We start from the raw sequence: 20,303 nt of genomic DNA, 5'->3' as shown, positions 1-20,303 counted from the left end.
CCTCACCGTCGGCCGGCTGGGCGGTCCACCCCGCCCGCCGCGCACCGGGATGATCCGGCGCAGGATCCGCGGCGGAGGGCCGCTGGCCGGCCAGGGCCAGGATCAGCTCGGCTTCCTCCGCAGTGGCTCGCGCCCGCTGGCGCTGGATGCCCTGCAGCCGGGCCGCGAGCAGCTCATCGGGCCACTGCGACGCCGGCGACGGCTCCCGGGACCCCGGGTAGTGCAGCTCGATCACCACGTTGGCCGACCGGGCAGGCGGGACCGACGGCGGGGGCAGGGCCGCGGTCTCCGTCATGCACCCGAACATACGTTCGAGGTACGACAGTTCCGCGGCGGCGGAGCTGACCGTGCGGGCTGGACGCCGGTGGCCCGAGAGCAGGTCGATTGCGGGCCGCCGGCGTTCAACGGGTGCCCGGGGGACCCGCGGCGGCGCTACGGTGCCGGCATGCTCGACCACCTGGGGATCCAGGTCGCCGACGTCGAGGCGGCCGTGGCCTTCTACGTGCGGGCGCTCGCGCCCATCGGCCTGCGGGAGGCGGTGCGATTCCCGGCCGGGGAGTCCTCGGTGGTCGGGCTCTGCGGTCCCGACGGTTCGCCGGACTTCTGGCTGAGCCCCGCCGCCGGCGGCGAGACGCGGGAGGCGCACATCGCCTTCCGCGCGCCCGGCCGGGCCGCCGTCGACGCGGTGCACGACGCCGCCCGCGCGGCGGGAGCCGAGGTGCTGCACGCGCCGCGCGAGTGGCCGGAGTACCACCCCGGCTACTACGCGGTCTTCCTGCGCGACCCCGACGGGCACAACATCGAGGCCGTCCACCACGGCTGAGAGAGGCAGAGCCGTCCACCACGGCTGAGAGCGGCAGAGCCGTCCACCACGGCTGAGAGCGGCAGAGCCGTCCACCACGGCTGAGAGCGGCAGAGCCGTCCACCACGGCTGAGAGAGGCAGAGCCGTCCACCACGGCTGAGAGAGGCAGAGCCGTCCACCACGGCTGAACGGGTCGGAGCCGTCCACCACGGCTGAGCGGGTCAGGTGCGCGGCCGCCAGCGTTTCCAGTGCGCGACGCCGGCGGCCCGGGGCTTGCCGTCCCACACCAGCTCGACGTCGACGGTCATCGCCGACTCGTCGGCTTCGGTGACCACCGCGCGCAGCGTCACCGGCTCGGCCAGCGGCGCCGGGCGCAGGAAGCGGACGTCCAGGCCGGCGGTGACGTAGGGCAGAGCGGCGCCGGGCAGCGGGCCCCAGCCGCGCAGGTCGGCCTCGTGCAGCACCGCCGCGGCGCTGTGGCAGTCCAGCAGCGTGGAGATGATCCCGCCGTTGAGGTACCCGAGCCCGTTGTCGTGCTCCGGCCAGGGCGTGAACCCGGCGGTCACGCCGTCGTCGGTGGGGAAGCTCGCCAGCCGCAGCCCGCGCGCGTTGGCCGGCCCGCAGCCGAAGCACGTCAGCTCGGGCACCAGCCGCTGCTGGATGCTCACCCGCGGGACCGTCACCGGAGCAGCCTCACACCCAGTCGGTCCGGCGCAGCGGCGGCTCGGCGCCGCCCGGTGCCTGGACCAGCACCTGGTTGATCCCCATGTCGCCCTTCTCGAAGGCGAGCGCGCTGGCGGCCATGTACAGCCGCCACACCCGCGCCCGGCCCTCGCTGCTCGCGGCGACGGCGCCGTCCCAGTGCTCCTCGAGCCGCTGCACCCACGCGCGCAGGGTGAGGGCGTAGTGCCGGCGCAGCGCCTCGACGTCGAGCACCTCCAGACCGCCGGCCTCCAGGGCGCCGACGGTCTCGGCCAGGCCCAGCAGCTCGCCGTCGGGGAAGACGTAGCGGGCGATGAAGCTGTCGGGGCTCCAGCCGGCGGTCCCGGCGTTCCAGGCGATGGCGTGGTTGAGCAGTCGCGCGCCGGGGGCGAGCAGCCCGGCCAGCGTGCGCACGTACGCCGGCAGCTGCGCCCGCCCGACGTGCTCGGACATCCCGATCGAGGCGATCGCGTCGAAGGGGCCGTCGTCCACCGTCCGGTAGTCCTGCACGCGGATGTCGATCTCGGTGGTGAGCCCGGCCTCGGCGGCGCGCTTGCGCGCCATCCGCGCCTGCTCCTCCGACAGCGTGATGCCGACGACGGTCACCCCGTACCGCTCGGCGGCGTGGATGGCCAGCGACCCCCAGCCGCAGCCGACGTCGAGCAGGCGCATGCCGGGCCGCAGCCCGAGCTTGCGGCAGACCAGGTCGAGCTTCGCCTCCTGGGCGGCGTCCAGGCCGGCGTCGGGGGAGTCCCAGACCGCGCAGGAGTAGACCATCGACTCGCCGAGCACCAGCTCGTAGAACTCGTTGCCGACGTCGTAGTGGTGGCTGATCGCCGCGGCGTCCCGGGTCCGGGAGTGGCGCCGGCCGGTGCGGCCCAGGTCGGCCTCCTCGGCCGGGGGCGCCGGCTCCGGGCCGATCGCGCCCAGTCGCAGCGCGGTGCCCAGCAGCGCCAGCCGCTCACGCGCGGTCGGGGCGGCCATCGGGCCGGTCTCGGCCAGCCGGCCCACGGAGCTCACCGCGGCGAACGTGGCGAAGACGTCGTCCTCCACGTCGATCTCCCCGGCGACGTAGGCCCGGCCCAGCCCGAGCTGGCCCGGCGCCCACAGCAGCCGGCGCAGCGCCCGCCGGGACCGGACGCCGAGCACCGGGGCGCCCGGCGGGCCGGCCAGCGAGCCGTCCCAGCCGCGCAGCCGCACCGGCAGCTCCGTCGTCCCCAGCACCGCGCCCAGTGCCGCTGCCAGCCGATCGGCGACCGTCGGACGTCCCGCCATGTTCACGCTCCTCGCCTCCGCTCGCAGCCGGCCGACCAGAGCTGGCAGGCCGGTTGCACTCACCAACTGTCCCGCGCAACGCCGGGCGGTCTCGTGATCTTCCCGCGGGTCGTCGATCTACGGAACGACATCCGGCGCGTTGGATCGACCGGCGGCGTCCTCCGGGGCGGCCAGCGCCACCGAGGTGATCCGGTGGACGGCGAACGTGCGGGTCTCCCCGCGGCCCTCGTCGAAGCCCTGCAGGAAGCCACCGGCCAGCGACACCGGCTGCACCACGCGCTGGCTGCCCGAACCCTGCGCGTCGACGTAGCCCAGCCACACCGGCACGCCCTCGCGCACCGCCTGGGACAGCAGCTCCAGCGTGCTCGCCGTCGTCACGCCCGGGATCTGCCGCACCGGGTCGGTGCGGCGGGCGGCGAGGGCCGCGTCCCCCGCCCGGATCTCCCGCACCGTCGCCGCGACGTCGTCGACCGACAGCGGGCGCGGGGCGACCGGTGCCGAGCTCCCGGGCCGCCGACCGGCCGCGCGCGGCGGCTGGGCGGGCCGGGTCAACACCGCACCGCCGGCGTTCTCCCCGGCCGGGGAGTACCCCGCCGCGCGCAGCACGGTCAGCACCTCCTCCGGCGGCAGCCCGCTGACCAGCACCCCGGGGGCGAGGCGGCGCAGCTCGGCGTTCGCCGTCCGCCGGTCGCTGAGCACCTGGGAGACCAGGCCGTGGTCGTCGGAGCGCACGTAGCACTCGATGGCGCCCACCCGGAGCCGGCCGTGCTGGCGGGCGACGTCGTCGACCAGGAAGTCCAGCGCCTGGGGCACCGGGGTGCGGGAGACGCGGGTGAAGAGGTCGTGCAGGTCGGTGGCCGACCAGCCGGCGTCCAGCGCGCGGCGGATGCTGCCGTCGCTGACCCGGTAGACCGTCGCCCCGCCGGAGGACTCCACGTCGGCGACGACGGCGAGCGTCCCGGCCAGCTCGGCGACCAGCGGGCCGGGGGCGATCAGCGACAGGTCCGGCTGGGCGAGCACGTGGTCCAGCGGTTCGGGCAGCAGCCCGCGCATCCCGTCGGCGGCGGCGTCCTCCCCGGAGGCGAGCAGCCCGCGCCCACCGGTGCTGAGCACCCCGCCGACGGCGATGCCCAGCCGCTCGGCCTCGGCCAGCAGCGCCGGCACCGGGGCCAGCCGGTCGGCCCGCCGCGGGGTGCGCCAGCGCAGCAGCGCGACCAGCTCCTCGGCGACCAGCCCCCGCCCGGGCGGGAACTCGGCCAGCACCGACAGCGCCGAGCGCCGCAGCACCGGCGCGGTCTGCCGGACGACGTCGGGGGAGAGCACGTTGACCGCCTTGCCGGCCACGTCCCGCTGCCCGACCAGGGAGATCAGCCGGGTGCTGGCCAGCCAGCCGTCGGCCAGCGCGGCCCAGCGGTCGGGGAGGTCCTGCTCGCGCCAGGCGTCGTAGAGCCGGGTGGGCAGCCACTCGTCGCGCTGCGCCCCGCCGACGTCCAGCAGCCCGGCGACGTGCGCGAGCTCGGTCAGGAAGGCGACGTCGGCCTCGCCGATCCGCAGCTCCTTGGCCAGCCGCTTCTGGTCGCGGACGCCCAGCCCGCCGCTGCGCAGCAGCCCGGCGGGCTCCTCCTCCAGCGCGGTGAGCAGGTCGACGACCCGGCCCAGCACCTCCAGCGCCGCCCCGGCGGACTGCCGGTCGACGACGGTCGGGTCGCGCTCGCTGACTCGCGGCTCGGGGCGCAGCCGGGGCGGGCCGAGCGGCCGCTCGCCGCGCAGCAGCAGGCCGATCTCCCGGGGCAGCTCGACGTTGACCGCGTCGATGCGCGCGAGCAGCCCCCGCTGCAGGAGCCGGCGGGCGGGAGAGGTCGGCCCGTCGGCCGCGGTGTCCGGCAGGTGGCCGACCGGCCGGTCGCCGGCGAGCCGCTCGAGCACCGCCCGCTCGTCGTCGTCCAGCTCGGCGAGGGCCGCCGGCAGGTCGCGGGGCAGCGGCACCCGCAGGTCGGTCGCCCGCCGGCCCAGCCCCGCAGGGTAGCGCACCGCGCGGCGGACCGGCTCGGGAGCGTGCAGCTCGGCGTCGCCCCAGAGCAGCGCCCGGGTGTTCAGCGTCTCCACCGCGGCGTCGACCACCTCGGCGGGGACGCCGGGCAGCAGCCCCGGCAGAGCCGTCCGCGGGACCCCGTCGGTGGGGGAGAGCAGCACCGCGTCGAGGACCTGGAGGGTCGCGGCGTCCAGCTCGTCGAGCGCCCGGTCGACCGAGACCGGCACCGCCAGCCGGGTCGCCAGGCCGACGACGTCGGACGGCGCCGGGCGCGCCACGTCGGGCCGGGCGGCCAGCAGGGCGCCCAGCTGCTCGTCGGTGCGGGTGCGCAGCCAGGCGGCGAGCGTGGCGGGCGGCTGGTCCGGAGACATCCGGTCCACGCTACGTCCCCGCCCGGGAGGACCGCTGCGCACAGCCGCTCCGCCACCCCGCTCTGCGACCATGCCCGGATGGCCGCGCTCGACGATCCGCAGACCCGCACGGCCCTGGCCGCCCACCGCGCCGGAGCGCTGCGCTGGCTGGGCGGTGGCGTGCTCGCCGTCGTCCTGGGGGGCGTGCTCGGGGCGGCGCTGCTCCGGATCGCCGACGACGGCGGGGGGCGACCGCCGTTCGCCGGGCTGGTCCTCGTCGTCCTGGTGGTCGGGGGGATCATCGGTGTCGTCGTGGGCGCGGGGGCCCTGGTGCGCACCCGGCGCTGGACCCGCGCCCTGGCCGGCACCAGCTGGCGGACCGGGGTGCTGCGGGTCGCCGGCCCGGCGACGCTGCAGGTCGAGCCGATCGGCTACGACGACCTGGCCGACGAGCCACTGCGCCTGCGGCTGCTCTCCACCGCGATCTGGCGCACCCGCGCGGTGCAGCGGCTGGCCGACGCGGAGGTGTCCGTCGCGCAGGTCTCCCCCCGGGAGTGGGTGCTCACCGCCGACGGCGCGGGCACGGTCTACGGCGCGCGGGAGACGACCCGCAGCTGAGCTCTCCCACCCGCAGGTGCGACACCACGGAGTGCGGTGCGTGTCACAGGGTGGCGGCGCGGGAAGATGAGCGGGAACCGCGCCGGCGTCCGGACCGGCTGCACCGCACACGGAGGCGACATGGCCAAGCGCAACGACAAGCAGGCCCACCTGGTCGAGCCCACCTGGGGCCGGCGCACCGAGGGTGAGGCGCCGGTGACCGAGCTGGTCAGCGAGATGGCCGGCGGGCTGTCCCCGTTCGGCGAGGACCACGCCTTCCCGCTCCCGCCCGAGCGGCTGCGCTACGCCCACCCGCAGGACCGCCCGAACCGGGCGGGTGTGCAGCTCCCCGAGAACCGGTGACCCCTCCCGCGCTGCCGTCCGCCGGCAGCGGCACCTCCGCGGTGCCGCTGCCGGGCAGCCGCAGCGCAACGGCCCACCGGTCGCGCCGCGGCTAATCTGGAACGCGTGCGGCCGGCAGCCGGCCGCACGGTCCGGCGGCTCGAGGAGCCGGCCCAGCGACGACTGACCGAGGGATCGACGTGCCCAGCGGCAAGGTGAAGTGGTTCGACGCGGAGAAGGGGTTCGGCTTCCTCGCCCACGACGGCGGGCCGGACGTGTTCGTGCACAAGGACGCGCTGCCCGCCGGCACCACCGAGCTCAAGCCCGGCCAGCGCGTGGAGTTCGGCATCGTCCAGGGGCGCCGCGGGGACCAGGCCCTGCAGGTGCGGGTGCTCGACCCGCTGCCCTCCGCCGTCGCCGGCCACCGCCGGGACCCCGAGACCCTGGTGCCGATCATCGAGGACCTGATCAAGCTGCTGGACGGCACCTCCTCCGCCCTGCGGCGCGGCCGCTACCCGGACAAGCAGGTGGCCCGGAAGGTCGCCACCGTGCTGCGCGCCGTCGCCGACGACCTCGACGCCTAGGCCCCCTCGCAGGGACCCGCCGCGAGCGTGCGAGCGGTGGGGGGCGAGGGGGTCCTTCCTCAGCCGGCCGGGGGCGCCTCGGTGGTCGCGGCGGTGCCCTCGCCGGCGCGGATGAAGCCCACCGGCCAGGCGCCGGACAGCCCCTCGCACGCGTCGGGGTCGGCGCGCTGCACCACCACCAGGTAGTACGTCGGCGGGACGACGTCGGAGGTGTTGATCCCGTCGAACACGTCCGCACCGGCGTCGACGTCCACCTCGCCGAGCTGCTCCTCCAGCTGATCGTCGAAGACCTGCACGCTCCAGCCGTCCTCGGCGACGGCCTCGGGCACCTCCAGCAGGACGGGGGTGTCCGGCGAGACCTCCAGGATCGGTGGGGTGACCTCGTAGCGCTCGCCCTCGTCGTCGCGGCAGTACTGCGTGGGGTCCAGCGTCACCTGCTGCGGGCCCACCTCGACGGTCACCCTCGGCACCGGGTCGCCGGTGGCCCGGTCGCCGCAGCCGGTGAGCACCGCCAGCCCACCCAGCAGTGCCACCGCGGTCGCGCCGCGTGCCGTGCTCACGTCCGTGCCTCCTCGTCGGCGGCCCGGCCGCCGGTTCCGTTGCGGGAGCGCAGGCTCCCCAGGGTCAGGCCGACGGCGAGCACCAGCAGCGCCGAGGCCACCGTGAAGCCCAGCCAGCCGGTCGTGGGCAGCAGGATGCCGAGCGCGCCACCGAGCACCCAGGCCAGCTGCAGCCAGGTCTCCGACCGGGCGAACGCCGAGGCGCGCAGCGCGTCGGGCACCTCCCGCTGGATGATCGCGTCCAGGGCCACCTTGCCCAGCGCGTTGGTCACCGCGGCCACCCCGGCGACCAGCGCGGCCATCGGCAGGCTGAACAGCGCGGCGGCCAGCGCGGTGATCGCCGCGGCGATGCCGGCGGCCACCAGCACCACCCGGTCGGGGCTGGTGGTGCGCAGCCGCGAGCCCACCGCGGTGCCGAGGAAGCTGCCCACGCCCGCCGCGGCGGCGATCGAGCCGAGCGCCGCGGTGGCCTGCCAGCCGCCGTCGACGGTGGCCTGCACCAGGAAGGCGGAGAAGATGGTGAGGAACCCGGCCAGCCCGCGCAGCGCCGCGGTGGCGCGCAGGGCGGTGGCCACGTGCGGGACCACCGGGCGCCGGGCGCGACCGGGCAGCCGGATCGGCGTCGTCCGCAGCACGTCGGCCGGCTGCTCGCCGACGGCGACGTCCACGTGCGGCGGCAACCGCACCGCCAGCACCCCGGCGACGACGAAGACGACCGCGGTGGCCCCGAGCTCCCAGGAGAAGCCGAGGAGTGCGGCGATGCCCGCGCCGACGGCACCCAGCACGCCGCCGGCGGCCAGGCCGAACACCGAGAGCCGGGCGTTGGCGGAGGTGAGCGACAGGGCCGCCGGCAGCACCCGCGGGACCACGGCTGCGCGCAGGACGTTGAACGACTTGCTCAGCACCAGCACGCCCAGCGCCGCCGGGTAGAGCGCCAGGTCGTCGTGGTGGGCGGCCATCAGCACCGCCAGCGCCGCCCGGCCGCCCAGGCTGCCGGCCAGCGCCCAGCGGCGGCCGTGCTGGAGCCGGTCCAGCGCGGGGCCGATCACCGGGGCGACCAGCGCGAACGGCGCCATCGTCACCAGCAGGTACAGCGCCACGTTCCACCGCTGGGCGTCGGTGGTGGCGGCGGAGAAGAACAGCGTGCCGGCGAGCGAGACCATGATCATCGCGTCCCCGGCCACGTGCAGGGCGTTGACCAGGACCAGGTGGGACAGGCCGGTCTGCCCGGCGCCGTCCGCGCGGCCGGCGGCCCGGACCCGCCGGACCGTCGCCGCGGTCAGCTCCCGGCTGCGCGCGGCCGCGACCCGGGTGACGGTGAGCTTGGCCGGCCGCCCGCCGGGCCCCGGCGGTGCGGCGGTCGCGCCCGCCGGCCCGCCCGGCGGCGGCGCACCCAGGGGTGCCGCCGGCGGGGACGGGTGCGCGGGCGGTGACCCGGCCGGGGGCAGCGGGGGCACGGGGCGGGTCTGCTGCCACGAGGGGGCCGGCGGGGTGCGGACGGTCGTCGGGGTGTCGTCGCCCGGTGGCTGGGCGGCGGCCACCGGCATCGGCGCCGTCTGCTGGCGGCGGATGCCCATCGGGGAGGTCTCCACCCCGTGGTCGGGCTCGCCGCGCGAGCGTCGCCGGGCACGCCAGGAACGGGGTCCGGAGGCGGCGGGCACGGCCCCATCGTGCCGCAGCCACCTGTGCGACCGACGGAAACGGCACGGGGGAGGTGCGGTGGGGTGCGCCGGTGCGGTCATCCGGGACAATGGGCCACGTGTCCGACTCCGCGTACGCCGCTGCCCATGGTCCCCAGCCGGACGAGGTGCTGGCCGCCGCGGTCGAGCAGGCCCGGGCCGCCGCCGTCGACGTCGCCGGTGACCCCACCGTGGTCGGCGACCACCTCGGGGTCCTCGCCGAACCGCTCGTCGCCGAGCCCACCGCCGACGAGCCTCCGGTGGAGGTCCTCGGCGCCGTCCTCACCCACAGCTTCGCCGCGAAGCTGCCCGGCTACGTCGGCTGGCACTGGGCGGTCACCGTCGCCCGCGTCCCCGGCGACGACGAGGTGACCGTCGACGAGGTGGTCCTGCTCCCCGGGGACTCGGCGCTGCTCGCCCCCGCCTGGGTGCCCTGGCACGAGCGGCTGCGGCCCGGGGACATGTCGGTGGGCGACGTGCTGCCCGCCACCGAGGACGACGACCGGCTGGTGCCGTCCTACCTGGCCGAGGACGACGCCGCCGACGACCCGGCCGGCCGCGTGGTCGCCGAGGAGCTGGGGGTGGGGCGCGAGCGCGTGCTCTCCCCGCAGGGGCGCGGCAAGGCCGCCGACCGTTGGCGGGAGGGCGACTTCGGCCCCCGCTCGGCGATGGCGCGGCACGCGCCGGGGCCCTGCGGCACGTGCGGCTTCTGGATCCCGCTGGCCGGGTCGATGCGGCTGTCGTTCGGTGCGTGCGGCAACGCCTACGCCCCGGCCGACGGGCACGTGGTGACCGTCGACTACGGCTGCGGTGCGCACAGCCAGGCCACCCTGGACCGGACCAGCGGCGACCCGGTGGAGGTCACCACCTCCGCCCGCTACGACACCGCCGACTTCGATGTGATCTGAGGGCGCGCACGCGCCCTCGGATCACCAGGACGGCGACGGCTCAGCGCCAGCCGGGCACGGCACCTGGCCGCGGTGGAGGCCGGTAGGCCGACAGTGTCAGCGCTGCCCCTGCCAGCGCATGAGGGCGAGGCCGAGGCCGGCGAGGACGATGGCGGCGACGCAGGTCCAGACCCAGACCCGATCGACCCGGTCGCCGAGCAGGAGCAGCACCACCAGCGCCGCCGCCCACAGCGCCGTCCCGATCAGGACGACGCGCGCGGTGTCGACCTTCAGCGGCGGCGGGGACGGGCGGGAGGGCGCGGGCACGTCCTGAGCGTAGGGTCCCGGATGCCGGTCACGGCGCCGCCCTGCCCGCCGGCGGGTGGGCGTGTGGCACGCTGTCGCCGCTCGTTGCCAGCTGCACCGGGCGGTCCGCCAGGTGCGCCGTCGCCCGGTCGCGCCGCGCCGGCCCGCGTCTCCCGGGGGTTCCCCATGCCCGACAGGTCCCGTCCTCCCCGCACGCCCGCCTCCGGTCCGCAAGCGGCCGACGCGGCCGACGGCAAGGCGGTGCTCGGCGCGTCGGAGGGCACCACGCCGCGGCGCAGCGCCGGGCCGCGGATCAAGCCGCGCAACGGCCTGGACCGGTACTTCGAGATCACCGCCCGGCGCTCCACGGTGGGGCGGGAGGTCCGCGGTGGGCTGACCACGTTCTTCGCGATGGCCTACATCGTGGTCCTCAACCCGATCATCCTGTCCGGGGCCGACGTCGAGGGGAACACGCTGCCGTTCACCGCGGTCGCCGCGGTGACCGCGGTCCTGGCCGGGGTGCTGAGCATCGCCATGGGGGTCATCGGCAAGTACCCGCTGGCGCTGGCCACCGGTCTGGGCATCAACGCGATCGTCGCCGTCTACGCCGCGACCCAGCTGACCTGGCCGGAGGTCATGGGCCTGGTCGTGCTGGAGGGCCTGCTCATCGCGGTGCTGGTGCTCACCGGCTTCCGGCGGGCGGTCTTCGAGGCGATCCCCACCCAGCTGAAGGTCTCCATCGCCGTCGGCATCGGGTTCTTCCTCACCATCATCGGGCTCGCCGATGCCGGGGTGATCCGACCGGGCACCGGTGCGCTGATCAGCTTCGGCGTCGAGGGCCAACTCGCCGGCTGGCCGCTGCTCACCTTCGTCGTCGGTCTGCTGCTCACCAGCATCCTGGTGGTGCGCCGCATCCGGGGTGGGCTGCTCATCGGCATCGTGGCCACCACGGTGCTGGCCATCGTGGTCGAGGCGATCGCGCAGGTGGGGCCGCGCACCGGCGCCGACGGCGCGAGCAACCCACGCGGGTGGGCGCTGCAGGTGCCCAGCTGGCCCGACGACTGGTTCGGCCTGCCCGACCTGTCGCTGGTCGGCGAGTTCTCGCTGTTCGGCGGGTTCTCCCGGATCGGCGTCATCGCCGCCCTGCTGATCGTGTTCTCGATCATGATCGCCGACTTCTTCGACACCGTCGGCACGGTCACCGCCGTGGGCGCCGAGGGTGACCTGCTCGACGAGAAGCGCAACCTGCCGCGCTCGCAGCCGGTGCTGCTGGTCGACTCGCTCGCCGCGGCGGCCGGTGGCGCCTCCAGCGTGTCCAGCAACACCACCTACATCGAGAGCGCCGCGGGCGTCGGCGACGGCGCCCGCACCGGCCTGGCCAGCGTGGTCACCGGCCTGGTGTTCCTGGTCGCGGCGTTCTTCACCCCGCTGGTGCAGGTCGTGCCCTCGGAGGCCGCCGCTCCGGTGCTGGTGATCGTCGGGGCCATGCTGATCAGCCAGATCCGCAACCTGACCTGGGACGACATGTCGCTGGTCATCCCGGCGTTCCTGACGATCGCACTCATGCCGTTCACCTACTCGATCACCAACGGCATCGGCGCCGGCATCATCAGCTACGTGCTGCTGCGGGTGGTCGCCGGCCGGCGCCGGGACGTGCACCCGCTGATGTGGGTCGTGGCCGGCCTGTTCGTCGTCTACTTCGCGCTCGAGCCGATCCAGCAGCTGCTGTGAAACAGGGCCCCCGTCCTCCCCACCCTTCGCCAGCTCAGGGCGGGCCGCTGGACGGGGGCCGTTCCAGCACGTCCCCGATCGTTAGGCAGGCTCGTCACCCCGGTTAAGGTGGCGACGTGGCTCGGACGACGCTGGACACCGCGGCGCTCGCCCACGACCTGCGGCTGGCCGTCATGCGGTTCTCCCGGCGGCTGCGCAACCAGCGGGTCGACACCTCGGTGACGCTCACCCACCTGGCCGCGCTGTCGACGCTGAAGCGGCACGGCGCGATGAGCCCGGGGGAGCTGGCGGCGCACGAGCGGGTGCAGCCGCCGTCGATGACCCGGGTGGTCGTCGCCCTGGAGGGCAAGGGCCTGGTCACCCGCACCCCGCACCCCACGGACGGGCGGCAGGTGGTCATCGACCTCACGCCGGCCGCGGAGGAGCTGCTGGGCGAGGAGGTGCGGGCCCGCGAGGCGTGGCTGACCGGTCAGCTCCAGGAGCTGACCGCGGAGGAGCGCGAGGTGCTCCGCGAGGCCGCGGCGATCATGGACAAGCTCGCCAGTGGGTGACCCCCACGCCTGAGGCAGCCGCACCGGGACGGGCGGGGATGTTCGCGGCCCTGCGGGTCCGCAACTTCCGGCTGTACGCCTCGGCGAACCTGGTCAGCCTCACCGGCACCTGGATGCAGCGGATCGGCCAGGACTGGCTGGTCCTGCAGCTGTCCGGGGGCAGCGGCGTCGCGCTCGGCATCACCACCGCGCTGCAGTTCGCCCCCACGCTGCTGTTCAGCTTCTACGGCGGGGTGCTGGCCGACCGCCACTCCAAGCGCCGGGTCCTGACGATCACGCAGGCGGTCATGGGGGCGCTCGCCCTCGGGCTCGGCCTGCTGGTGGTCACCGACGCGATCGCGCTCTGGCACGTCTACCTCCTCGCCGCCGCGCTCGGCATGGCGTCCTCGCTGGACATGCCGGTCCGCCAGTCGTTCGTCTCGGAGATGGTCGGCCCCGAGCGGCTGGCCAACGCGGTCAGCCTGAACTCCACCGTCTTCAACGGCGCCCGGCTCGTCGGGCCGGCGCTGGCCGGCTCGCTCATCGGCATCTCCGGCGGGGACACCGGGCCGGCGTTCCTGGTCAACGCCGCGAGCTTCGCGGTGACCATCACCGCGCTGCTGGCCATGCGGGGTAGCGAGCTCCACCGGAGCCCACCTGCGGCGCGGTCCCGCGGGCAGCTCCGCGAGGCGCTGGGCTACACCCGGCGCCATCCCGACCTGCTGCTGGCCATGGGGCTGGCGTTCGTGGCGGGCACCTTCGGCTTCAACACCCAGATCACCATCGCGCTGATGGCCCGGGAGGAGTTCGGGCTGGGCGCGACCGCCTTCGGCTTCCTCTCCACCTGCTACGCCGTCGGCTCGCTGTCCGGGGCGCTGCTGTCCACCCGGCGCAGCACCCGGCCGCTGCAGCGGTTCCTGGTCGCCTCCTCCGGTGCCTTCGGCGTGCTCCTCGTCGTGGCCGGGCTGATGCCGACCGAGATGTCGTTCGCCGTGCTGCTGGTGCCGACGGGGGCGGCCGCGCTGGTGTTCAGCGTGGCCTGCAACAGCTTCGTGCAGCTCGGTGTCGCGCCGGAGATGCGGGGGCGGGTGCTGGCGCTCTACTTCATGTGCTTCATGGGCGGCACCCCGGTGGGGGCGCCGGTGATCGGCTGGGTCTCCGAGCACCTGGGCACCCGCTGGGGCTTCATCGCCGGGGGGCTGGCCTGCGTGGTGGCCGCGGTCGTTGCCGGGGTGCTGCTCGCCCGCGGCCGGCGGGTGCGGCTGGAGGTGCACGTCCGCCCGCCGAGCGCGCAGTTGCACGTCGCCGCCCGGCAGCCGGTGCCGGCACCGGCCGCCGGGCTGGCCGAGGCGGCCGACGGGGAGGTGCCGGGTGAGCAGGTGGCGCGGGATCCGGCCCGCTGAGGGGCGCGTGTCCGGGCAGCTCACCGCCTGCGCTGACGTCGTCACGTTGTGGTCTTGGCAACAGCGTCGTACCGTCGCGACGTGCCGTCGGGAGGGTCGGGAGCCACGGACGTCGGGACGTCGTTGATGCGCCTCGGCGTCCTCACCGTGCTCCTCGCCGTCGCCGTGCTGGTCATGCTGCTGCTGGTCCGCTGGGCGACCGGGGAGCTGCAGCACCGCCGCGCCGCCCGCCGCCGGGCCCGGGCCCGGGAGCTCGCCCGCCGGCAGGCCCCACCGCGGCCGCCCACGCGGCGTCCCGCCACCCACCCGGCCGGCTCCTCGGCCCGGCGCAGGGCCGGCCCGGCGACCGACCCGAACCTCCCGGCGCGGCGGCCGCTGGAAGCGGTCGCGGGCGACGTCCGGCGGCTGACCCGCGAACTCGCGATGGTCCCCGGCGGGATGCCGATGGCCCGCCGGCGCGGGCTGCTGGCCGCCTACGACGACGTGCTCATCGAGGCCGCGGGGCTGCTGCAGGTCGAGCACCAGCTGGCCACGGCACCCCCGGAGCTCCGCGAGCTCGAGCGGCTGCGGCTCATCGGGGCACTGGAGGCCGCCGGGCTGGTGGTGAGCCGCTGACCCGCCCGGCCACCGAGGGGTCGGCGGGCCGGCTGTTCCTCGCAGTCGACCCACCGCCGGACGCCGTCGCCGAGCTGGACCGGGCGCTGCGGCCGTTGCGTGCGGCGCCGGGAGCGCCGCGCTGGACCCCGCCGGAGCGGTGGCACCTCACCCTGCTGTTCCTCGGGCAGGTGCCCGCCGGCCGGTTGGTGCCCCTGCTCGACGCGGTCGGGCCCGCCGTCGCCGCGGCCCCGCCGATGTCGCTGGCGCTGGGTGAGGGCGGCCGGTTCGGCTCGCGTCGTCGTCCCGCCGTCTGCTGGGTGGGGGTGACCGGCGACGTCGCGCCGCTGACCGCGCTGGCCGACCGGCTGGCCGCGGCCGCCCGCGGCGTGGGCCTGCTGGTGGAGGACCGGTCGTTCCGGCCGCACCTGACCGTGGGCCGGTGGCGCCCCGGGCAGCCCGCCGACGGCGACCTGCCCGACCGGCTGCACGGGCACCGGGGCCCGGGATGGCCGGTGACCGAGGTGGTGCTGTGGCGCAGCCACCTCGGCGCGGCGCCGCGCTACGAGCGGGTCACCGCCTGGCCGGTGGGCTGACGCTCACCAGGCGTACTCCATCGGGGCCGCCTGCTTGCCGGGGAAGATCTCGTCCAGCCGGTCCAGCTGCGCCTGCTCCAGAGTGATCGAGGTGGCGCCCAGCGAACCGACGAACTGCGCCATCGTGCGCGGCCCGACGATCGGTGCGGTCACGCCCGGGCGGGTCAGCAGCCAGGCGATGCCGACGTCGGCCGGGGCGAGGCCCCACTCGGCGCAGGTGTCCTCGTAGGCCTGGACCGCGGGCCTGTGGCGCGCCAGCCGCTGCTGGGCCTGCTCCGCGCTGCGCCGGTCGCCGTCGGCCTTGGCCAGCACGCCGGCGAGCAGGCCGCCCTGCAGCGGGCTCCACGGGATGACGCCGATGCCGTAGTGCCGGGCGGCCGGGAGCACCTCGAGCTCGATGTCGCGGACCAGCAGGTTGTAGATGGACTGCTCGCTGACCAGGCCGGTGAAGTGCCGGGCGCGCGCGGACTCGCTGGCCGCGGCGAGCTGCCAGCCGGCGTGGTTGGACGAGCCGACGTAGAGCACCTTGCCCTGGGCGACGAGGGTCTCGCAGGCCTGCCAGATCTCGTCCCACGGGGTGGCCGGGTCGGAGTGGTGGAACTGGTAGAGGTCGATCCAGTCGGTCTGCAGCCGGCGCATCGACGCCTCGCAGGAGCGGATGATGTTGCGGGCGGACAGGAACGTGTCGTTGGGCCAGTCGGACATGCCGCCGTAGACCTTGGTGGCCAGGACGGTGCGCTCCCGGCGTTCACCGCCCTGCGCGAACCAGGTGCCCAGCACCTCCTCGGTGCGGCCCTTGCCGGCGTCGAAGCCGTAGACGTTGGCGGTGTCGAAGAAGTTCACGCCCTCGGTCTGGGCGCGGTCCATGATCGCGTGGCTGTCCTCCTCGGAGGTCTTCCAGCCGAAGTTCATCGTGCCCAGGCACAGCCGGGAGACGGAGAGGCCGCTGCGGCCGAGGTGGGTCTGGTCCATGCCGCCGAGCCTGGCACCCTGTCCGACGTGCCGCAGACCGACCAGTCCAGCCCGACCGGCGACACCGCGTTCGACACGGCCACCGCCGTCCTGCGCACCGAGGCCGGTGGCCTGGCCGCCGAGCTCGACCCCGGCTGGGACGTCGGCGGCGGGATCCTGAACGGCGGGTACCTGCTCTCAGTCGCCGCCCGGGCCGCGGTGCTGGAGTCGCCGCACCCGCACCCGGTGGCGTTGTCGGCCAGCTACCTGCGGGCCCCCGCGGCGGGCCCGGTGTCGCTGACCGTCGTCCCCGGCCCGGCCGGACGCACCCTGGCGCACAGCCAGGTGGTGCTCGCCGACGACGCGGGGCCGGCGATCACCGTGCAGGCGACGACGGCGACGCTCGGCGACGAGCCGCCATCGGTGGTCGCGCCCCGGCCGGTGGTGGCCCCGGTCGAGCAGTGCCTCTCGATCGCCGAGCACGCGCACCTGGCGCCGCCGGAGATCCAGGTGCCCGGGCTGGTGCGGCGGATCGACGTCCGGCTGGACCCGGCGAACGCCGGCTGGGCGCTGGGGCAGCCGGGGGAGGAGCCGGTGCTGCGGGCCTGGCTCCGGTTCACCGACGACCGGGAGCCCGATCCGCTGGCGCTGGTCGCCTTCGCCGATGCGCTGCCGCCCACCAGCTGGGCGCTGGGCCGGTTCGGCTGGGCGCCGACGGTGCAGCTGCAGGTGCTCGTGCGCGCGCTGCCGGCACCGGGCTGGTGCCTGGTCGAGGCCCGCGCCGGGGAGATCGCCGGCGGCTGGCTGGACGAGGACTACCGGATCTGGGACTCCACCGGCCGGCTGGTCGCGCAGAGCCGCCAGCTCGCCCGCGCCCCCAGGTAGCGGCGGGACCAGCCACTCCCCGGCCGACCGCCGCCGCGTCCGAGTCGCTCTCAGTGCCGGAGCCCAGGTGTGCCCGGCCCGATCCCCGGCAGCTGCACGGAACCGGTCAGGTAGTGCTGGACGGTGGGCCCGATCGCGGCCACCAGCTCCTCGGCCGGTGCCGAGGCGAGCGGCTCCACCCGCAGCACGTAGCGGGTCATCACCAGGCCGACCAGCTGCGAGGCGGCCAGCGCGCCGCGCGCCTCCGCCTCGGCCGGCGGCAGGTCCAGCGTGCCGAGCACCCGGCGCAGCACCTGCGCGGTGAGGAACTCGCGCAGCAGCCGGGCGGTCCACTCGTTGCTCACCGCCGACCGGACCAGGGCCAGGCCACGGGCGCGGGCCGGGCCGTCCCAGACCCGCAGCAGCATCCGGACGACGTTCGCCCCGAGCTCCGCGGTCCCCCCGGCGAGCACCTCGGGCAGCAGCTCCGCGGGGTCGGCCGGAGCCTCGACCGCGGCGAGGAAGAGCTTGTCCTTGCTGCCGAAGTAGTGGTGCACCAGCGCCGGGTCGACGCCGGCGGCGGTGGCGATCAGCCGGATCGAGGCGCCGTCGTACCCCCGCTCGGCGAAGGCCTCGCGCGCCGCGGCGAGCACGGCCTCCCGGGTCCCGGGGTTGCCGGGCCGGCGTCCGGTGGACCGGCGGCCCGGAGTTCGACGGCCAGGTGGCCGGGGCGCGGGGTCGCTCAGCTGGTCCTCCTCCGCAGGGTGGTCGCCGCCAGCGCGAGGGCCAGCAGCGCGGCGCCGGCCACGACGGCGACGTCGGTCCACATGGTGCCCGTCGCGGTGGCGGAGGCGCCGACCTCCCGCAGCGCGTCGACGGCGTAGGTGAGCGGCAGCGCGTCGCTGACCGCCTGCAGCCACCCGGTCAGCTCCTCCCGCGGCACGAGCAGGCCGCAGAGGAAGAACTGCGGCAGCACCACCACCGGCATGAACTGCACCGCCTGGAACTCGCTGCGGGCGAAGGCGCTGGCCAGCAGCCCGAGGGCGACGCCGAGCACCGCGTCGACGACGGCGATGAGCACGACCAGGGCCGCCGGGCCGGCGACGTCCAGGTCGTACAGGGTGGTCGCGACGGTCACCGTGACCACCGCCTGCGCCGCCGCGGCCAGCCCGAACGCGGTCCCGTAGCCCAGCAGCAGGTCGCCCCGGGACAGCGGGGTGGTGAGCAGCCGCTCGAGCGTGCCGGTGGTCCGTTCCCGCAACATGGCGATGCTGGTGACCAGGAACATCACCACGAACGGCAGCACGCCGAGCATGGTCAGCCCCACCCGGTCGAAGGTGTCCGGCTGCCCGGGGACGGCGGGCACGTCGGCGTAGACCAGGTACAGCAGGCCCAGCAGCGCGCTGGGCAGCACCAGCAGCATCGCCACGGTGCGGTGGTCGTGGCGCAGCTGCCGCAGCACCCGGACGGCGGTCGCCCCGGCCAGCGCCGGGTGCACCGGGGCGGTCACGCCGGCACCTGCCCGGTCTGCCGGATCAGGGTCAGGAACGCCTGCTCCAGGTCCTCGGTGCCGGCCTCCGCGCGCAGCCGCGCGGGCGTGGAGTCGCTGAGCAGCCGGCCGTCACGCAGCAGCAGCAGCCGGTCGCAGCGGCCCGCCTCGTCCATCACGTGGCTGGAGACCAGCAGCGTCGTCCCGCCGTCGGCGAGGGTGTGGAACAACTCCCACAGCTCGACCCGGAGCACCGGGTCGAGCCCCACGGTGGGTTCGTCGAGCACCAGCAGGTCCGGCCGGGCGACGAGGGCGCAGGCCAGCGAGGCGCGGCCGCGCTGCCCGCCGGAGAGGTCGCCGACCAGCTGCCGGGCCGCAGCGCCCAGGCCGACGTCGGTCAGCGCGGCGTCGGCGGCGGCGGCGTCCCGTCCGGCGAGGGCCGCGAAGTGCCGGACGTTCTCCCGGACGGTCAGGTCCGGGTAGACGCTCGGGGCCTGGGTGACGTAGCCGACCCGGCTGCGCAGCGACCGCGCCCCGGCCGGCTCGCCGAGCACGGTGACCTGCCCGGAGGAGATCCGCTGCACCCCGACGACGGCGCGCAGGAGCGTCGTCTTCCCGCCGCCGCTGGGCCCGAGCAGACCGGTGACCTGCCCGGGCGGCGCGGCGAAGCCCAGCCCGTGCAGCACCCGGCGGCCACCCCGGTGCACGACGAGATCGGTGACGGTGACGGTGACGGCGGCGTCCACGGCGACCTCCGGAACTCAACGACTGATGAACTCAACGCCTGATGAGTTGACCACCGGGGGCCGGGGACGTCAAGGCTCGAAGAGCGCGACCCCGGTGCGGCCCGTCTTGGCCCGGTACATGGCGATGTCGGCCTGCCGGAAGAGCGTCTCGGTGTCGGCGGCGTCCGGACCGGAGACCGCGATGCCGAGGCTCGCGTCGAGCGCCAGGTCACGGCCCTCCACCGGGAACGGCACCTGCAGCGCCGCCCGCAGCCGGGTGGCGGCCGAGACCGCCTCCGCCGGGCTCACCCCGGGCATCAGGACGGCGAACTCGTCGCCGCCCAACCGGCCCACCAGGTCGCTGTCGCGCACCAGTGGCCGCAGCCGGGGACCCACCTGGGCCAGCACCTGGTCGCCGTGCCCGTGGCCGAGGGTGTCGTTGACCTCCTTGAACCCGTCGAGGTCCAGGAAGACCACGGCCAGCCGGCCGCCGCCGCGCGGATCGCCCAGCAGCGCATCGGCCCGGTCGAGCACCGCGGCCCGGTTCGGCAGGCCGGTGAGGGCGTCGTGCGTGGCCTGGAACGACAGCCGGCGCTGCAGCTCCAGCCGCTCGGTGACGTCGCGGGCGGTGAGCAGCACCCCGTCGATCACCGGGTCGTCGCGGCGGTCGGAGGAGCTGACCTCCAGGTGCCGCCAGCCGCCGTCCCGGTGCCGGGCCTGCACCACGAAGACCTGGGTCCGGTCCTGGTCCCGGCTGACCGGGTGGCCTTCGGCGGTGAACAGGTCGCCGTCCTCGGCGTGCAGCAGCTCCCGCACGCCGCGGCCGACGAGGTCCTGCCGCGCCCAGCCGAGCACGTCGGTGACCGAGTCGGAGACGAACGCGATCTCGCCGGCGGGGTTCAGCAGGGCCGTCACGTCACTGGTGGCGTGCAGCACCGACCGGAAGCGGCGCTCGCGCTCCAGGGCGGTCAGCAGGGCGTTGAACGCCGCGGCCGTGGTGCCGAGGTCGTCGGCCGACTCGACCGGCAGGCTGAGCGTGGTGGTGGCACGGTGCTCGGCCACGGGGTCGCCGACGGTCCGGGCCACCGTGGTCAGCCGGCCGGCGAGCAGCCGCAGCCGCCGGCCGATGACCACCCGCGCCAGCCACCAGTTCGCGCCGCCGAGCAGCAGCCCGGCGGCGAGGCAGGCGGTGCGGAAGGAGGGGTCGCCGGCGTGCCGGGCCGGCACGCCCAGCAACTCGGCGAACAGCGGGAAGACGGCGCCGACGGCCAGCCCCAGCAGGGCCATGCCCACAGCGAGCCGC

22 protein-coding genes and 1 pseudogene are annotated in these 20,303 nt (G+C 76.0%); 11 read left to right on the top strand and 12 right to left on the bottom strand.

Annotation, left to right across the window (positions count from 1 at the left end):
• Positions 1-295 (bottom strand): annotated as a pseudogene (locus ACI79U_RS17480) (HNH endonuclease); the annotation flags it as partial.
• 150 nt (positions 296-445) lie between these two features.
• Between ACI79U_RS17480 and ACI79U_RS17475 the strand changes: the two are divergent.
• Positions 446-823: a VOC family protein gene (locus tag ACI79U_RS17475; protein ID WP_457070978.1), complete on the top strand. Its 378-nt coding sequence runs from the start codon at positions 446-448 to the stop codon at positions 821-823.
• Positions 824-1,024: 201 nt separating this feature from the next.
• Here the strand turns inward: ACI79U_RS17475 and ACI79U_RS17470 are convergent, their stop codons facing one another.
• From ACI79U_RS17470 to ACI79U_RS17460, 3 genes are all read right to left on the bottom strand, one after another.
• On the bottom strand, positions 1,025-1,486 hold the full coding sequence (locus tag ACI79U_RS17470; RefSeq protein WP_457070976.1) for a PaaI family thioesterase: 462 nt from the start codon (positions 1,484-1,486) through the stop codon (positions 1,025-1,027).
• A gap of 10 nt (positions 1,487-1,496) precedes the next feature.
• Positions 1,497-2,780, bottom strand: a complete 1,284-nt coding sequence (locus ACI79U_RS17465; RefSeq protein ID WP_457070974.1) for a class I SAM-dependent methyltransferase — start codon at positions 2,778-2,780, stop codon at positions 1,497-1,499.
• Positions 2,781-2,897: 117 nt separating this feature from the next.
• Entirely contained in the window at positions 2,898-5,183 is a 2,286-nt protein-coding gene (locus ACI79U_RS17460) for a helicase-associated domain-containing protein (protein WP_457070972.1), read from the bottom strand.
• 78 nt (positions 5,184-5,261) lie between these two features.
• Here ACI79U_RS17460 and ACI79U_RS17455 point away from each other — a divergent pair, with 78 nt between their 5' ends.
• From ACI79U_RS17455 to ACI79U_RS17445, 3 genes are all read left to right on the top strand, one after another.
• On the top strand, positions 5,262-5,780 hold the full coding sequence (locus ACI79U_RS17455; protein ID WP_457070971.1) for a hypothetical protein: 519 nt from the start codon (positions 5,262-5,264) through the stop codon (positions 5,778-5,780).
• A 120-nt stretch (positions 5,781-5,900) separates the two neighbouring features.
• The gene (locus ACI79U_RS17450; RefSeq protein WP_457070969.1) at positions 5,901-6,122 is read left to right on the top strand and encodes a hypothetical protein; all 222 of its coding nucleotides are present in this window, start codon (positions 5,901-5,903) and stop codon (positions 6,120-6,122) included.
• 179 nt (positions 6,123-6,301) lie between these two features.
• Positions 6,302-6,685: a cold-shock protein gene (locus tag ACI79U_RS17445; protein ID WP_457070967.1), complete on the top strand. Its 384-nt coding sequence runs from the start codon at positions 6,302-6,304 to the stop codon at positions 6,683-6,685.
• A gap of 59 nt (positions 6,686-6,744) precedes the next feature.
• Here the strand turns inward: ACI79U_RS17445 and ACI79U_RS17440 are convergent, their stop codons facing one another.
• Together ACI79U_RS17440 and ACI79U_RS17435 are read right to left on the bottom strand one after the other, a co-directional pair.
• Positions 6,745-7,245 (bottom strand): DUF2771 family protein, encoded by a 501-nt coding sequence (locus ACI79U_RS17440; RefSeq protein WP_457070965.1) that lies wholly within the window; start codon positions 7,243-7,245, stop codon positions 6,745-6,747.
• Positions 7,242-8,906: an MFS transporter gene (locus ACI79U_RS17435; protein ID WP_457070963.1), complete on the bottom strand. Its 1,665-nt coding sequence runs from the start codon at positions 8,904-8,906 to the stop codon at positions 7,242-7,244. Before ACI79U_RS17435 ends, ACI79U_RS17440 begins: the two co-directional genes overlap by 4 nt.
• Before the next feature lie 89 nt (positions 8,907-8,995).
• Between ACI79U_RS17435 and ACI79U_RS17430 the strand changes: the two genes are divergently transcribed.
• On the top strand, positions 8,996-9,832 hold the full coding sequence (locus ACI79U_RS17430; RefSeq protein ID WP_457070961.1) for a DUF3027 domain-containing protein: 837 nt from the start codon (positions 8,996-8,998) through the stop codon (positions 9,830-9,832).
• A gap of 96 nt (positions 9,833-9,928) precedes the next feature.
• Here ACI79U_RS17430 and ACI79U_RS17425 read toward each other — a convergent pair whose 3' ends face one another.
• Positions 9,929-10,138, bottom strand: a complete 210-nt coding sequence (locus ACI79U_RS17425; protein ID WP_457070959.1) for a DUF2530 domain-containing protein — start codon at positions 10,136-10,138, stop codon at positions 9,929-9,931.
• Between the two features lie 165 nt (positions 10,139-10,303).
• Between ACI79U_RS17425 and ACI79U_RS17420 the strand changes: the two genes are divergently transcribed.
• From ACI79U_RS17420 to thpR, 5 genes are all read left to right on the top strand, one after another.
• Positions 10,304-11,848: an NCS2 family permease gene (locus ACI79U_RS17420; protein WP_457070957.1), complete on the top strand. Its 1,545-nt coding sequence runs from the start codon at positions 10,304-10,306 to the stop codon at positions 11,846-11,848.
• A 116-nt stretch (positions 11,849-11,964) separates the two neighbouring features.
• Entirely contained in the window at positions 11,965-12,399 is a 435-nt protein-coding gene (locus ACI79U_RS17415; protein WP_457070955.1) for a MarR family winged helix-turn-helix transcriptional regulator, read from the top strand.
• Positions 12,400-12,437: 38 nt separating this feature from the next.
• Positions 12,438-13,781 (top strand): MFS transporter, encoded by a 1,344-nt coding sequence (locus ACI79U_RS17410; RefSeq protein ID WP_457070953.1) that lies wholly within the window; start codon positions 12,438-12,440, stop codon positions 13,779-13,781.
• Positions 13,782-13,907: 126 nt separating this feature from the next.
• Positions 13,908-14,396 carry a hypothetical protein gene (locus tag ACI79U_RS17405; protein ID WP_457072817.1) on the top strand — a complete coding sequence of 163 codons (489 nt, stop codon included), beginning with the start codon at positions 13,908-13,910 and terminating at the stop codon, positions 14,394-14,396.
• The gene (gene thpR / locus ACI79U_RS17400) at positions 14,393-14,971 is read left to right on the top strand and encodes an RNA 2',3'-cyclic phosphodiesterase (RefSeq protein WP_457070980.1); all 579 of its coding nucleotides are present in this window, start codon (positions 14,393-14,395) and stop codon (positions 14,969-14,971) included. Before ACI79U_RS17405 ends, thpR begins: the two co-directional genes overlap by 4 nt.
• Before the next feature lie 3 nt (positions 14,972-14,974).
• Here thpR and ACI79U_RS17395 read toward each other — a convergent pair whose 3' ends face one another.
• Positions 14,975-15,943, bottom strand: a complete 969-nt coding sequence (locus tag ACI79U_RS17395; RefSeq protein WP_457070949.1) for an aldo/keto reductase — start codon at positions 15,941-15,943, stop codon at positions 14,975-14,977.
• 27 nt (positions 15,944-15,970) lie between these two features.
• On the opposite strand from ACI79U_RS17395, the gene ACI79U_RS17390 reads away from it, so the two are divergent.
• Complete coding sequence (locus tag ACI79U_RS17390; protein WP_457070947.1) at positions 15,971-16,807, top strand: acyl-CoA thioesterase; 837 nt, start codon at positions 15,971-15,973, stop codon at positions 16,805-16,807.
• A 50-nt stretch (positions 16,808-16,857) separates the two neighbouring features.
• On the opposite strand, the gene ACI79U_RS17385 is transcribed toward ACI79U_RS17390, so the two are convergent.
• From ACI79U_RS17385 to ACI79U_RS17370, 4 genes are all read right to left on the bottom strand, one after another.
• Entirely contained in the window at positions 16,858-17,439 is a 582-nt protein-coding gene (locus tag ACI79U_RS17385) for a TetR/AcrR family transcriptional regulator (RefSeq protein WP_457070945.1), read from the bottom strand.
• A gap of 89 nt (positions 17,440-17,528) precedes the next feature.
• Positions 17,529-18,296 carry an ABC transporter permease gene (locus ACI79U_RS17380; protein ID WP_457070943.1) on the bottom strand — a complete coding sequence of 256 codons (768 nt, stop codon included), beginning with the start codon at positions 18,294-18,296 and terminating at the stop codon, positions 17,529-17,531.
• Positions 18,293-19,021: an ABC transporter ATP-binding protein gene (locus ACI79U_RS17375; RefSeq protein ID WP_457070941.1), complete on the bottom strand. Its 729-nt coding sequence runs from the start codon at positions 19,019-19,021 to the stop codon at positions 18,293-18,295. Before ACI79U_RS17375 ends, ACI79U_RS17380 begins: the two co-directional genes overlap by 4 nt.
• 69 nt (positions 19,022-19,090) lie before the next feature.
• Positions 19,091-20,287, bottom strand: coding sequence for a diguanylate cyclase domain-containing protein (locus ACI79U_RS17370; RefSeq protein WP_457070938.1), 1,197 nt, complete (start codon positions 20,285-20,287; stop codon positions 19,091-19,093).
• Between the last annotated feature and the right edge of the window lie 16 nt (positions 20,288-20,303).

It is taken from the genome of Modestobacter sp. SYSU DS0904 (genome assembly GCF_054051115.1).
Note: the sequence above shows the minus strand (reverse complement) of the source record. Positions and strands in the feature narration are given on the sequence as shown.